Origin of the sequence: Ruminococcus sp. AF31-8BH, assembly GCF_003460605.1 — a bacterium.
Lineage (GTDB): Bacteria > Bacillota > Clostridia > Lachnospirales > Lachnospiraceae > Blautia_A > Blautia_A acetigignens.
In genome coordinates this window covers 21,407-34,464 of sequence record NZ_QTVN01000011.1, presented here as the reverse complement: position 1 = coordinate 34,464, position 13,058 = coordinate 21,407, and the positions used below count along the sequence as shown (strand labels likewise).

Sequence of the window (13,058 nt, the reverse complement as noted above, 5' to 3'; positions counted from 1 at the left end):
ATTTGCAGGAGTTTATATGGATAAAAAACGTGTTGTAATCATAGGCGGCGGTGCCTCCGGCCTGATGGCTTCTATTGCAGCGGCGGAAAACGGCGCAGCCGTAACCATTCTGGAACAAAATGAAAAGCCAGGCAAAAAAATCTGCGCCACCGGAAACGGAAAATGCAATTTCACCAATCTCCAGAAGCAGACTGACGCTTACCGAAGCGACAATCCGGGCTTCTGGGAGGAAGTTCTGAACCAGTTTTCCGTAGAAAATACAGTAGATTTTTTCACAGAGCTTGGGCTTTACCCGGTAAATAAAAATAACGGATATCTTTATCCCCACAGCGGACAGGCTTCCAGCGTGGCGGAGGTGCTGTGCATGAAGGCCCGCAGCCTTGGGGTGAAGATCAAAACCAATGAGCAGGTAAAAAGCATTTCCAAAGAAAAGAACATCTGGAAAATCCATACCCAGGGCTGGACTTACGAAGGGTATGCTGTGATTCTGGCAAACGGTTCCAGGGCATCTTCCATTTCCGGTTCAGACGGAAGCGGCTATGAAATCGCTGCCGCTTTGGGACATTCTGTAATTACGCCTCTTCCGGCATTGACTGCACTGAAATGCAAAAACACAGGCTTTTCCGGCTGGGCCGGAGTGCGCACCGAAGGGAAGATTTCCCTGTACGCAGACGGGAAAAAAATCGCAGAAGAAACAGGAGAACTGCAGCTCACAGACTACGGCGTGTCTGGAATTCCTGTATTTCAGATCAGCCGCTATGCCATCCGTGCTTTCTGGAAGGGCCAAAAAACAGAGCTGCGCCTGAATTTCCTGCCCGAATTTTCCAGGGAACAACTTGCTGCGTTTCTGGAAAAACGAAAACAGGACAGCCCCTATAAAGGCAAAAAAGAATTTTTTACCGGACTTTTCCCGGATAAGCTTGCCAAAGTGCTTCTGGCGTCCAAAAATCTGGAGGAAGCCATTTACAGCTACCCTCTTAAAGTAACAGGCTATCAGCCCTTTGAACAGGCACAGGTGTGCTCCGGCGGCGTAGATACCAGGGAAGTGGATGCAAAAACACTGGAATCCAGATTGATCCCCGGCCTGTACTTTGCAGGCGAGCTGCTTGACGTCGACGGAAAATGCGGCGGCTACAACCTGCAGTGGGCGTGGTCCAGCGGGTACGCTGCAGGAATGAATGCCGGCAGATCATAAGAAAAAGCAAGGAGAAACAATATGATCCGAATTACCCAGTTAAAACTTTCAATCAATCATACGCCGGAAGAGCTTGCCCATAAGATCCGCAAGGCCCTTCGTCTGAAAAACGAAGGTTTCTCTTACGAAATCGTGAAGCAGTCCCTGGACTGCCGCCACAAGGATGACAAAAAATTCGTATACACTGTGGACGTTTCTTTGCAGGAAAAAAATCAGGAAGGCAAGATTGTCCGAAAAGTTCACGATAATAATATTACGTTAACCGACAAAAAAGAATACATTTTCCCGACACCTGGCAATGAAGAACTGAAACATCCACCTGTGATCGTGGGAAGCGGTCCAGCAGGAATTTTCTGCGCATGGTATCTGGCAAAGGCGGGTTACCGTCCGGTTGTGTTAGAGCGCGGCGAGGAAGCCCATATCCGCCAGAAAACGGTGGAAGCCTTTTGGAAAAACGGGGTGCTGGATCCAGATTCCAACGTACAATTTGGAGAAGGGGGAGCTGGAACTTTTTCCGATGGAAAGCTGAATACTCTTGTGAAAGATCCTTCCGGAAGAAACCATGAGGTGCTGAAACGGTTTGTACAGGCTGGCGCGCCTGAGGAGATCATTTACCAGCAGAAACCTCATCTTGGCACAGATGTGCTGGTAGGCGTTGTGGAGACTTTGCGCCATGAGATCGAGGAGATGGGAGGGACCTTCCACTTCCGTTCCAAAGTAACAGACCTGGTTTTGGAAAAGGGACAGTTAAAAGAAATTGAAATAAACGGGGAACAAAGGATTCCAGCTCAGGTGTGTGTGCTGGCAGTGGGACACAGCGCCCGGGATTCCTTTGCCATGTTTGAGAAAAAAGGAATCTACATGGAGCCAAAATCCTTTGCAGTAGGCGTTCGAATGGAACATCCCCAGTCCATGATCAACATGGCGCTCTACGGGGAAGAAGAAAACGAGAAGCTTGGAGCAGCTGCCTACAAGGTAACGCACACCTGCGAAAACGGCAGAGGCGTCTATTCTTTCTGCATGTGCCCGGGCGGATACGTGGTCAACGCTTCTTCTGAGCCGGGAGGACTGGCAGTCAACGGCATGAGCTACCAGGCAAGAGACAGCCGCAATGCCAATAGTGCCCTGATTGTGTCCGTGACCCCGGAGGATTTCCCGGAAGAAGGACCTCTCGGGGGCGTAGAATTCCAGCGCAGTCTGGAGCGTGCCGCATGGAAGGCTGGAAATGGAAAAGTTCCGGTACAGCTGTTTGAGGATTATCAGAATCACAGGCCAAGCACCGCACTTGGAGAAGTAGAGCCCTGTATTAAAGGAGAATATACCCCGGGGGATGTGCGGAGTATTTTCCCAAAAGAGATCGGAGATTCCATTGAAGAAGGCGTTCTGGCCTTTGGAAAAAAGATCAAAGGTTTTGACAGACCGGATGCCGTCCTTTCCGGTGTGGAAAGCCGTACTTCTTCACCAGTAAGAATTGTTCGTGAGAAAGACTCCCTGGAGGCAAATTATAAAGGAATCTATCCCTGCGGAGAAGGTGCCGGATATGCAGGGGGAATCACTTCTGCAGCCATGGATGGCATCAAAGTGGCAGAGGCTATTTCGAAAAAGTTTAAAAAAATTTAGGAGAGAGTGTACATCTCTCCTTTTTTATGCTAAAATGAGTCTGCGTTGTAATTCATCCTTACTGCTTACAGGCAAAATGTGAACAGTAACGATTTATCTCCTGGAGAACTGCAGGTACAAAGATATGAATGAAATAACGCAGACCATCAGAGATCTGCCGGAGTCTTCACGGCCTTATGAGAAATGTCTCAAGTGGGGACCGTCGGTGCTAAGCGACAGCGAGCTTCTGGCAGTGATCTTAAGAAACGGGGTGCAGGGAGCCAATTCTCTTGCACTTGCCAATCAAATCTTAAGTCTTACGAAAGATACCTCATATCCGGGGCTTTTGGGACTGCTTCACATGTCCCTGCCGGATCTGATGAAGGTGAACGGAATCGGGAAGGTCAAAGCCGTCCAGCTGAAATGTATCGGGGAGCTTTCCAAGCGGATGGCGTCTGCTGCTGCCAGACCAAGACTTTCTTTCAATGATCCCGTCACAATAGCAAGATACTATATGGAACATCTCCGTCACGAGGAGCAGGAGATGCTGATCGTCATGCTGCTGGATGGAAGGAATCATCTTCTTGGGGAGCAGACGATTTCAAAGGGGACGGTAGGAGCCACACTGATCACGCCCAGAGAGGTGTTTGTGGAGGCACTGAAGTTCCACGCCGTGAGCCTGATCCTGGTTCACAATCACCCAAGCGGCGATCCTTCGCCCAGTGAGTGTGATGTGGAAATCACGGAACGGATCTACCGGTCAGGGGAGCTGATAGGGGTGAAGCTTCTGGATCACATTGTGATCGGTGACCAGAAATACGTAAGCTTTCGGGAACAGGGAATGCTTCCTGTGTAATTCGGAAGTGCACCTTTGGGGAAGGGTAAAATGATGAAGGGACAGGTATATGCTGTTTGAAAAAACATATGGAATAGATCTTGGAAGCAGTTCCGTCAAGGTCTATTCCATGATTCGAAATAAAAGCTACATTGAGAAGAACATGATTGCGGCGAAAGGCCGCAAAATCATAGCCGTGGGCAACGAAGCGTATGAAATGTTTGAAAAAGCACCATCTAACATTTCCGTAAGTTCGCCGATGGCTTTTGGTATGATAGCCAATCTGGAACTGCAGGAAATTGTACTTTACAGTATGATGAGAAAAATTGATAAAATTTTAGGAATAGGCTCTGTTATGTATTTTGCAGTCCCTCTTGACATGACTGCCATTGAGAAACGGGCTTATTACCAGGTGGCAAATGGCCACTGGCTTCGCAAGAACCGTGTCTATATGGTGGAGGCACCCATTGCAGATGCCATTGCCATGGGCGTGGATCTGGAGAACAATGAGGGAAGCATGGTGGTGAATATCGGTGCCCAGAGCACGAATTTTTCCATTATCACAGGGGGCAGGATCATTATCAGCAAGAAGATCCCCATCGGGGGACGGCAGATGAATGAAGCTGTATGCAGCGAGGTGCGCAAGCGCTATAACCTTCAGATCGGAACCCGTACAGGGAAGCGGCTGAAGCTTGTAATGGGGCGTCTTGCAGACCAGCACAAGCAGGCCCGCAAGGTAGTTGGAATCGACAGTGTATCCGGACTTCCAAGAGAAGAAGTGATTTCTGCCTATGTGGTGAATGCAGGCATTATGAACTGCGTTAATGAGATCGGAGCCCAGATGAAGGTTTTTCTGGAGCGTATTCCGCCTCAGATTTCCTACCACATAGCCAAGGAGGGAATTTTCCTCACGGGCGGAAGTACCAGGATTCCGCACATAGATACATATCTGGCAAGCTATACCGGATATTCTTTTAACCTGTCCGACCTTTATGAGACCTCTTCGGTCACAGGACTTGAGAAGATCATTCACGACAGGGAGCTGCGCAAGTGGGCACAACCCATTACACAGCGTAAATTATAAGTTTTAGGGGTGCCATTTCATGAAAAACCTGAAGAAAAAATTTCGTTTCCGAATTAATTTAAAAAGCAAGCATCTGCTGGCAATCATGACGCTTTTCTGCCTGTGCTGCATTGTGTCCACCTTTGCATCGGGCATTTCCACTGCTCCTCTTCAGGAGGCGGCAGGAATCGTCATTGTGCCATTTGAGAAAAGCATTGAGAAGATCGGCTCCATGATCCGTTCTGCAAGGGACAGCTTCCAGGACAAGCAGGACCTGATTTTTGAAAATGAAGAGCTCAAAGCACAGATTGACAGCCTTACCACGCAGAACAACAAGCTGATCCAGGATCAGGGAGAATACCAGCGCCTGAAAGAGCTTTATGACCTGGACCAGACCTACGAGGAGTATCCAAAGGTTGCAGCCACCATTATTTCCAAGGATCCGGGCAACTGGTACGATACCTTTATGATCAACAAGGGCTCCAAGGACGGAATCCGCGTGGACAATAATGTAATCGCAGGCAAGGGACTTGTAGGAATCGTTACGGAAGTCGGTTCTTCCTGGGCAACAGTGCGCTCCATCATAGATGACAGCAGCAGCGTCAGCGCAATGACCGTAAGCACCTCAGACAACTGTATTGTAAACGGTGACCTGGAGCTGATCGATGAGGGCAAGCTTCGTTTTGAGCAGCTTTATGATCAGGAAAACAAGGTGACAGTCGGGGAACGTATTGTGACCTCCAATATCAGTGAGAAGTTCGTGGAAGGGCTTTTCATCGGCTATGTAAGCGAGGTGGAGGTAGACAGCAATAACCTGACCAAGACCGGTACCATTGTAACGCCTGTGGATTTCCTCCATCTGAAGGATGTATTTGTAATTACAGTCAACAAGCAGGATATGACAGATGACAGCGCGGCAGATACAGCGAAGAGTGTACAGGAGGGTGCGGATGAAGAGTAAGGTCGTCTTTTTTCTCACTGTGGTAGTATGCTTTCTGCTGCAGAGCACGGTTATGGATCTGATCTCCATTGGCTCTGTGACGCCCAACCTGATGCTGGTCCTGTGTGTGTCTATGGGATTGATGCGGGGGCGTAAGAGCGGGCTGTGGACAGGCTTTTTGTCCGGGCTTCTGGTGGATCTGTTTTTCGGATCCATATTTGGATTTTATGCTTTGATCTATATGTACATCGGCTATCTGAGCGGATATGCCCACAGAATTTATTATGATGATGACGTGAAGGTTCCCATGTTTCTTACTGCAGGTGCGGACCTTCTGTATAATCTGGCAGTCTACGGACTGCAGTTCCTTCTCCGGGGACGTCTTGGACTTCGTACATACCTGTACAGGATTATTATTCCGGAGATGTTTTACACGGTATTTATTACCTTGATTGTATATCGGCTTTTCCGTTACATCAACTATCGCTACATGAATATTGCAAGGAAAGAAAGTGAGTCAATTTGGGTACTAAAATAAAACGTATTTTTCGAAAAATCAGTTTAAAAAGAACAACCGTCCTGGTCCTGGCATTTGTTCTGATGTCTGTTGTGCTGGTCCGCAGGCTTTTTGACCTGCAGATCATCCAGGGACAGGACTATATCAGTAAATTTGAAGCAAGAACCACCAAGGAACGTGTGATCAAAAGCACCAGGGGGAACATTTTGGACCGGAACGGAGATATTCTGGCATCCAATGTGCTGTCCTATTCCCTGACCTTTGAGGATAACGGAACCTACACTTCTACCAGAGAGAAGAACCTTACCCTGAACGGCGTGGCTTATCAGGTGCTTCAGATCCTGCACAGCAATGGGGATGATATCACCCATTCTTTTCATATTGTGGTAGACGACAGCGGGGAATATGCCTTTGATGTATCAGAGGGATTTACCCTGAACCGTTTCCGTGCGGATATTTACGGCCAGGCGCTGATCGATGACCTGGAGGATGCGCAGAAAACGGCAACTGCGGATGAAATGATGGCATTCCTTACCGGTTCCGAGAAGTTTTCCATTGTTCTGGAGGGCGACAGGGCGTACACGGAAGAAGAGCTTTCCTCCCATGGTCTGCCTCAGACTTTGACGAAACAGGAAATGCTGGATATTGCCACTATCCGATATGAACTGAATACCAACAGCTTCAAGAAATACATGCAGGTGACCATTGCGACCAATGTAAGCGAAAAGTCTGTGGCTGCCATTATGGAGAATAAGACCGGACTTCAGGGAATCGATGTGGTGGAGGATTCTATCCGCCAGTACATAGACGACGAAAGCATGGCGCCTATTCTTGGCTACACGGGAAGGGCTTCCTCTGAGGAACTGACAGAGCTTCGCAAGCAGAACCCGGATTACTCCAATGATGCCATTGTAGGTAAAGCTGGAATCGAGCAGTATATGGAGCTTACCCTTCAGGGAACAGACGGTAAGGAAACCGTTTACGTGGATAACCTTGGAAAGGTTCTGAAAATTGATGAGGATACCAAGGTAGAGCCTGTGGCAGGTAATGACGTTCAGCTTACCATTGATACAGACTGGCAGTCCGCAATCTACCAGATTCTGAAGCAGCGTGTGGCAGGTGTGCTCCTTACCAAGATCGATGCGGTGAAAACCTTTGACTATTCTGCTGTGACAGATGCCAGCCAGATCCGTATTCCGATTTATGATGTATACAACGCACTGATTTCCAACAGTGTGATCGATATTAACAAATTTGACCGTACAGATGCTTCTGATACAGAAAAAAATTTATATGCCAAATTTCAGCAAAAGCAGCAGAGCGTTTTTGATACAATAAGCTCGAAGCTGAATGGCTCCAACCCGCCGGCCTATAAGGACGAGGATACAGAGACCCAGGAATACCTTTCCTATATCTGCAATGACCTTCTTCGGGATACCCTTGGAATCATTTCCCGTGATGCCATCGATACTTCCGATGCTACTTACAAGGCATGGACTACAGATGAGAGCATCAGCCTGAAGGATTATCTGACCTATGCCACAAGTCAGGGCTGGATCAACATCAGTAGCTTTTCTCCGGAAGGAGAATATCTGGATTCTGATGAGATCTATCAGGCACTGACTGCATATATCATTGATTATCTGAGTACAGATACGGGATTTTCCAAGCTGCTGTATAAGTATATGCTTCTGAATGATACCATTTCCGGTCAGGAGATCTGTCTGGCCCTGTATGAGCAGGGTGTTCTGGATAAGGAGGACGGATCTTATGAGAATTTGGCGTCCGGAGCTACAAGTGCCTATGATTTTATGATCAATAAGATCTATAATCTGGAAATCGAACCTGCACAGCTTGCCCTTATGCCTTGTTCTGCTTCCGCAGTGGTTGTGGATGTGAAGAACGGAGATGTGGTAGCCCTGGTATCTTATCCAGGATATGACAATAACCGACTGACCAACGATATGGATACAGAGTACTATGCCAAACTGGCACTGGATCAGTCCAGCCCATTCTTTAATAAGGCCACCCAGCAGACAACTGCGCCAGGTTCTACCCTGAAGCTTCTTTCCACCATTGCAGGTATGGAAGAGGGCGTGATTGACGAGGGCACTTATATTGAATGTACCGGTACCTTCGATTATGTAGATCCGCCGATCAACTGCTGGAACAAGGAAGGTCACGGCGGTCTTGATATCCGTACCGCTATTGAGCAGTCCTGTAACTATTTCTTTAATATGATCGGTTTCCAGCTTGGAAAGGTTGGGGACAATGAGTTTTCTGAGGTGCAGAGCCTTAGCAAGCTTCAGGAGTATGCTTCTTTGATCGGGCTTGATCAGAAGACCGGAATCGAGCTTTCCGAGGCTTCTCCGAAGGTTTCCGATGCGAAAGCAGTTCCGTCCTACATGGGACAGGGAAACAACCTGTTTACCACAACACAGCTGGCCAGATATGCAACAACTGTGGCAACTTCCGGTAACGTATTTAAACTTACCCTCCTCGACAAAGTAACGGATCCAAAGGGAGAAGTGCTTGAGGAATATGAGCCGGAACTGCAGGATGTAGTGAATATTTCTTCAAATATCTGGGATGTGCTCCATGATGGTATGCGCCGTGTAATCCAGACCCACAGCCAGTTCGACGGACTGGGCATTGAGGTGGCTGGTAAGACCGGTACTGCCGAGCTGGATCTGCGTCACCCGAACCATGGTCTGTTCGTTGGCTACGCGCCTGCATCCGATCCGGAATATGCGGTGGCAATCCGTATTGCCAATGGCTACAGTTCCGGTAATGCGTGTCTGATAGCTAATGATACTTTTAAATATATGTACAATCTTGCAGATAAAGATTCTATTCTCACAGGAGTCGCTTCTACAGACACCAGTGATACATCGAATGACTAAACTTAAGCTATGCCTGCGGCAGTATTTCCGCAGGCATAACCATAAGAGGAATACCAGGATTTTGGAACATTTTGTTTAGGAGGAATCAGAAAAAATGGGTGAAGTCATTGTCATTACATCCGGAAAAGGCGGTGTGGGAAAAACAACTACCGTTGCCAACATTGGAACCGGACTGGCTATGATGGGCAAAAAAACAGTGGTTGTGGACACGGATATCGGTCTTCGAAACCTTGACGTTGTGCTGGGACTTGAGAACCGGATCGTTTACAACCTGGTGGATGTGGTTCATGGAAGCTGCCGGTTGAAACAGGCACTGATCAGGGACAAGCGTCATCCGGAGCTGTATCTGCTGCCATCTGCCCAGACCAAGGATAAAACGGCGGTATCCCCGGAGCAGATGATCAAGCTGACAGATGATCTGCGGGAAGAATTTGACTATATTCTTCTGGATTGTCCAGCCGGGATCGAGCAGGGGTTCAAAAACGCCATTGCAGGTGCTGACAAGGCCCTTGTAGTTACCACTCCAGAGGTTTCCGCCATTCGTGACGCGGACCGGATCATCGGCCTGCTGGAGGCCAATGACTTGCGGGACATTCATCTTATTATCAACAGGCTTCGCCCGGATATGATTGCCAGAGGGGATATGATGTCTGTGGATGATGTGACGGAAATTCTGGCTGTGGATCTGATCGGAACCCTTTTGGATGATGAGCAGATCGTGGTGGCGACCAATCAGGGAGAGCCCTTATCCGGCCGAAACTCTCAGGCGGAGGAGGAGTACCGCAATATCTGCAGGCGGCTTATGGGGGAGGAAGTTCCTTTTGCCCAGATCCGTCAGAAGAAGGGCATGCTTTCCAGACTATTTAAAAGACACTGAGAGAGTGCAGGAAGGACAGACTGGATCCTGATAGTTGTCAATAAAAGTTTTATGTAAATCATCAAGCCGCGAGGAGGAATTCTTATGAAGACCTTTTTACATGAGAAAAGGCGTTCAGCAGGATATGCCCGGGACAGAATGAAGCTTCTTCTGATTTCCGAGCGTATTGAATGTTCCCCACAGATGATGAAAATGTTAAAAAGTGACCTGGTACATACTGTGAAAAAGTATGTTTCCATAGAAGAAAGTAAAGTGAAAATACAGATTTCACAGGAGCCGCCGGTTCTTATGGCGTACATTCCTGTGCAAAGGAAAAAGGACAAATAGATATATGATTAGACAGTATAAGCTGCGTTTTTACAATTTTAAGCTGGTAGCCCTGCTGCTTGCCATCAGTTTGTTTGGAGTACAGCTGGTTGCAAGCGCGTCCCCGGATCTTCGCAACAAACAGCTGTTGGGAGTTGTGACGGGAGTTGTGATCCTGATTATTTTATCGCTAATGGATTATTCCTGGATCCTGAATTTCCAGTGGATCATGTATGGCTTTAATCTGCTTATGCTTATTGGCGTACGATTGTTCGGAAGCGAGGCAGGAGGTGCTTCAAGATGGCTGGATATCGGAGGCTTCCGTTTCCAGCCTACCGAGCTTTCCAAGATTATCATTATCCTGTTTTTTGCCAAGTTTTTTATGGACCATGAGGATGATATCAATACGTTTAAGATCCTTGCAGAGTCGGCAATCCTTCTTGCGGTTCCCCTTGCACTGATCTATGCACAGCCGGATATGAAAAATACCATTACTGTAACGGTGATCTTCTGTATTTTGCTGTATGTGGCGGGCTTAAGCTACAAGATTATCGGCGGGGCAATCCTGATCGCGGTGCCGCTGGCAGTTATTTTCCTTTCCATAGTGGTGCAGCCGGATCAGACTCTAATCAAGAGCTATCAGAGAGACCGTATCATGTCTTTCTTATACCCGGAGAACGCGGAATATCAGGAAGATATTGAACAGCAGAACAACTCCAAGACTGCGATCGCATCCGGAGAGCTGGTGGGAAAAAGACTGACCAGTGACGGCTATGTTTCTTCTGTAAATGAAGGAAACTTCGTTGCGGAGAACCAGACGGACTTTATTTTTGCGGTTGCAGGAGAGGAGTATGGATTTATCGGGTGCACGGCCATTGTGATTCTGCTTCTGCTGATTTCGATAGAGTGCATACGAATGAGTCTTCGAGCCAAGGATCTTGCGGGGAAAATACTTTGCTGCGGGGTAGGCAGCGTGGTAGCCATACAGAGCTTTCTGAATATCTGCGTTGCCACCGGACTTGCACCGAATACAGGTACGCCGCTGCCCTTTGTAAGCTACGGCCTGACATCTCTGATCAGTCTGTTTATCGGTATGGGACTGGTGATGAATGTAGGTCTGCAGAGCAGCGCATACAATAAAGAACTGAAGAAAAAAGAAATTGATAAGAAAGAGGAATACTTATGACAGCGGCGAAAAAAAACAACTCCAGGCGTAAGTCCGCCAAATTTCGCAGATCCAGGAAAAAAAGGATCCAGAAAACCATTTTGCTGGTGCTCCTTTTGATTTTCCTTGGCGGAGCGGGAATCGGGTCTATTTATCTTTTAAGAAACGGAACGCTGTTTGGCAAGCTGGATGAGCCTTATATGGCCTCCCGGGAGTTCTCCGGCGGAATTACAGGGACAGACAGCCTGCGGGCGGATGGCTTTGCCAAGAAGCTTTGTGTGGTGGTTTCGGATGTTCCTATGGATGGGGTTTCCCTTGGAGAGAACCAGAAAGGGCTTCTTCTGGATTTGGATGACAGGCAGGTGCTTTATTCCAAACAGGCACTTGAGAAGGTATATCCAGCCAGTATCACCAAGATCATGACTGCCATGCTGGCGCTGAAATATGGAAATATGGATGATGTAGTGACCATTACCCAGGAGAATCTGGATCTGGAATCCGGTTCTCAGGTCTGCGGCTTCTGGGCCGGGGATCAGGTGACCATGGATCAGCTTCTGCATTGTCTTCTGGTGTATTCCGGAAATGATGCAGCTTCCGCCATTGCAACCCATGTAGGAGGCTCTACAGAGGGCTTTGTGGAGATGATGAACAGCTTTGCGAAAGAGCTTGGCTGCACGGGAACCCATTTTACCAACCCACACGGACTGCAGGACGAAAATCATTATACCACGCCATATGATATTTACCTGATGCTGAAGGAAGCACTGAATTATCCGGAATTTACCCAGATTACCCAGATGGGCTCTTATACGGTAGAATACACCCATGCAGACGGAAGCAGCGCAAGCACGACTCTGACAGCCACAGACCATTATCTGACCGGAGAGGCGACTCCGCCTAAGAATGTGACTATTCTTGGAGGAAAGACCGGTACCACAGACAATGCCGGCAACTGTCTTGCCCTGTTAAGCCAGAACGCATACGGAAAGCCGTATATCTCTATTGTTATGGGAGCTTCTACCAAGGATGAGCTTTACCAGCAGATGTCCTCTTTGCTGCAGAACATCAATTGACGCAGTTTGCTGAATTGTGCAGTTTTTACACAATTGAGAAAAATAGACAGAAATTTCAAAAAAACTCTTGTCTTTTTAGAAAAATTATACTATAATATGAATTATATTAAACAAGGTTTTGGGTAAAATTTAATATCATATTGTCTAAGGAGGAAAACATCATGGTTGAACTGATCGTAGGAAAGAAAGGCAAAGGCAAAACAAAAGTGCTCTTAGACAGAGTAAACAATGCAGTGAAAGAAGCTAATGGAAGCATTGTTTATCTTGACAAGAGTACCAAGCACATGTATGAGCTTAACAACAAGGTACGTCTTATCGACGTTTCCTCTTATCCGCTGAAGAATGCAGACGAGTTTGTAGGTTTTATCTGCGGTATTATTTCTCAGGATCACGATCTTGAGCAGATTTATCTGGACAGCTTCCTGAAGGTTTCCAAGCTGGAAGATGCAGACGTTACAGATACTCTTGAGCAGCTGAACAAGATCAGCGAGAAATATGGTATTTCCGTAGTTGTAAGTATTTCTCTTGATAAAGAAGAGTTACCAGAAGCATTACAGGATAAGATTGCAGTAGCATTATAATCAC

At 47.4% G+C, this 13,058-nt stretch carries 12 protein-coding genes; all 12 read left to right on the top strand.

Translation table 11 applies throughout. From position 1 onward, the window contains the following. Window positions 1-16 precede the first annotated feature (16 nt). The 12 genes from DWZ38_RS14230 (at window position 17) to DWZ38_RS14175 (ending at window position 13,054) form a co-directional block, all read left to right on the top strand. Window positions 17-1,195, top strand: a complete 1,179-nt coding sequence (locus DWZ38_RS14230) for an NAD(P)/FAD-dependent oxidoreductase (RefSeq protein WP_117853615.1) — start codon at window positions 17-19, stop codon at window positions 1,193-1,195. A gap of 21 nt (window positions 1,196-1,216) precedes the next feature. Further along, the gene (locus DWZ38_RS14225; RefSeq protein WP_117853613.1) at window positions 1,217-2,815 is read left to right on the top strand and encodes an FAD-dependent protein; all 1,599 of its coding nucleotides are present in this window, start codon (window positions 1,217-1,219) and stop codon (window positions 2,813-2,815) included. 124 nt (window positions 2,816-2,939) lie between these two features. Continuing rightward, window positions 2,940-3,650 carry a DNA repair protein RadC gene (gene radC / locus DWZ38_RS14220; RefSeq protein WP_021925862.1) on the top strand — a complete coding sequence of 237 codons (711 nt, stop codon included), beginning with the start codon at window positions 2,940-2,942 and terminating at the stop codon, window positions 3,648-3,650. 49 nt (window positions 3,651-3,699) lie between these two features. Beyond that, window positions 3,700-4,713: a rod shape-determining protein gene (locus DWZ38_RS14215; RefSeq protein WP_117853610.1), complete on the top strand. Its 1,014-nt coding sequence runs from the start codon at window positions 3,700-3,702 to the stop codon at window positions 4,711-4,713. Between the two features lie 19 nt (window positions 4,714-4,732). Continuing rightward, the gene (mreC, locus tag DWZ38_RS14210) at window positions 4,733-5,653 is read left to right on the top strand and encodes a rod shape-determining protein MreC (protein ID WP_117853608.1); all 921 of its coding nucleotides are present in this window, start codon (window positions 4,733-4,735) and stop codon (window positions 5,651-5,653) included. Further along, on the top strand, window positions 5,643-6,170 hold the full coding sequence (mreD, locus tag DWZ38_RS14205) for a rod shape-determining protein MreD (protein ID WP_021925859.1): 528 nt from the start codon (window positions 5,643-5,645) through the stop codon (window positions 6,168-6,170). The genes mreC and mreD overlap by 11 nt, the downstream gene beginning before the upstream one ends. Next, entirely contained in the window at window positions 6,155-9,052 is a 2,898-nt protein-coding gene (locus DWZ38_RS14200; protein ID WP_021925858.1) for a penicillin-binding transpeptidase domain-containing protein, read from the top strand. Before mreD ends, DWZ38_RS14200 begins: the two co-directional genes overlap by 16 nt. 94 nt (window positions 9,053-9,146) lie before the next feature. Next, entirely contained in the window at window positions 9,147-9,929 is a 783-nt protein-coding gene (gene minD, locus DWZ38_RS14195) for a septum site-determining protein MinD (RefSeq protein ID WP_021925857.1), read from the top strand. Between the two features lie 84 nt (window positions 9,930-10,013). Continuing rightward, window positions 10,014-10,256, top strand: a complete 243-nt coding sequence (minE, locus tag DWZ38_RS14190; RefSeq protein ID WP_117853605.1) for a cell division topological specificity factor MinE — start codon at window positions 10,014-10,016, stop codon at window positions 10,254-10,256. 4 nt (window positions 10,257-10,260) lie between these two features. Beyond that, complete coding sequence (locus DWZ38_RS14185; protein WP_021925856.1) at window positions 10,261-11,421, top strand: FtsW/RodA/SpoVE family cell cycle protein; 1,161 nt, start codon at window positions 10,261-10,263, stop codon at window positions 11,419-11,421. Continuing rightward, the gene (locus DWZ38_RS14180; RefSeq protein WP_117853602.1) at window positions 11,418-12,473 is read left to right on the top strand and encodes a serine hydrolase; all 1,056 of its coding nucleotides are present in this window, start codon (window positions 11,418-11,420) and stop codon (window positions 12,471-12,473) included. Before DWZ38_RS14185 ends, DWZ38_RS14180 begins: the two co-directional genes overlap by 4 nt. A 161-nt stretch (window positions 12,474-12,634) precedes the next feature. Then, window positions 12,635-13,054 (top strand): hypothetical protein, encoded by a 420-nt coding sequence (locus tag DWZ38_RS14175; RefSeq protein WP_021926513.1) that lies wholly within the window; start codon window positions 12,635-12,637, stop codon window positions 13,052-13,054. The last annotated feature ends 4 nt before the right edge of the window (window positions 13,055-13,058 follow it).

Excerpts from the sequence above, each read along its gene's own strand:
- DWZ38_RS14185 (WP_021925856.1), top strand. The coding sequence starts at position 10,261 with ATGATTAGACAGTATAAGCTGCGTTTTTACAATTTTAAGCTGGTAGCC.
- mreC (WP_117853608.1), top strand. The coding sequence starts at position 4,733 with ATGAAAAACCTGAAGAAAAAATTTCGTTTCCGAATTAATTTAAAAAGC.
- minE (WP_117853605.1), top strand. The coding sequence starts at position 10,014 with ATGAAGACCTTTTTACATGAGAAAAGGCGTTCAGCAGGATATGCCCGG.
- minD (WP_021925857.1), top strand. The coding sequence starts at position 9,147 with ATGGGTGAAGTCATTGTCATTACATCCGGAAAAGGCGGTGTGGGAAAA.
- DWZ38_RS14175 (WP_021926513.1), top strand. The coding sequence starts at position 12,635 with ATGGTTGAACTGATCGTAGGAAAGAAAGGCAAAGGCAAAACAAAAGTG.
- DWZ38_RS14215 (WP_117853610.1), top strand. The coding sequence starts at position 3,700 with ATGCTGTTTGAAAAAACATATGGAATAGATCTTGGAAGCAGTTCCGTC.
- DWZ38_RS14230 (WP_117853615.1), top strand. The coding sequence starts at position 17 with ATGGATAAAAAACGTGTTGTAATCATAGGCGGCGGTGCCTCCGGCCTG.
- radC (WP_021925862.1), top strand. The coding sequence starts at position 2,940 with ATGAATGAAATAACGCAGACCATCAGAGATCTGCCGGAGTCTTCACGG.
- DWZ38_RS14225 (WP_117853613.1), top strand. The coding sequence starts at position 1,217 with ATGATCCGAATTACCCAGTTAAAACTTTCAATCAATCATACGCCGGAA.
- mreD (WP_021925859.1), top strand. The coding sequence starts at position 5,643 with ATGAAGAGTAAGGTCGTCTTTTTTCTCACTGTGGTAGTATGCTTTCTG.
- DWZ38_RS14180 (WP_117853602.1), top strand. The coding sequence starts at position 11,418 with ATGACAGCGGCGAAAAAAAACAACTCCAGGCGTAAGTCCGCCAAATTT.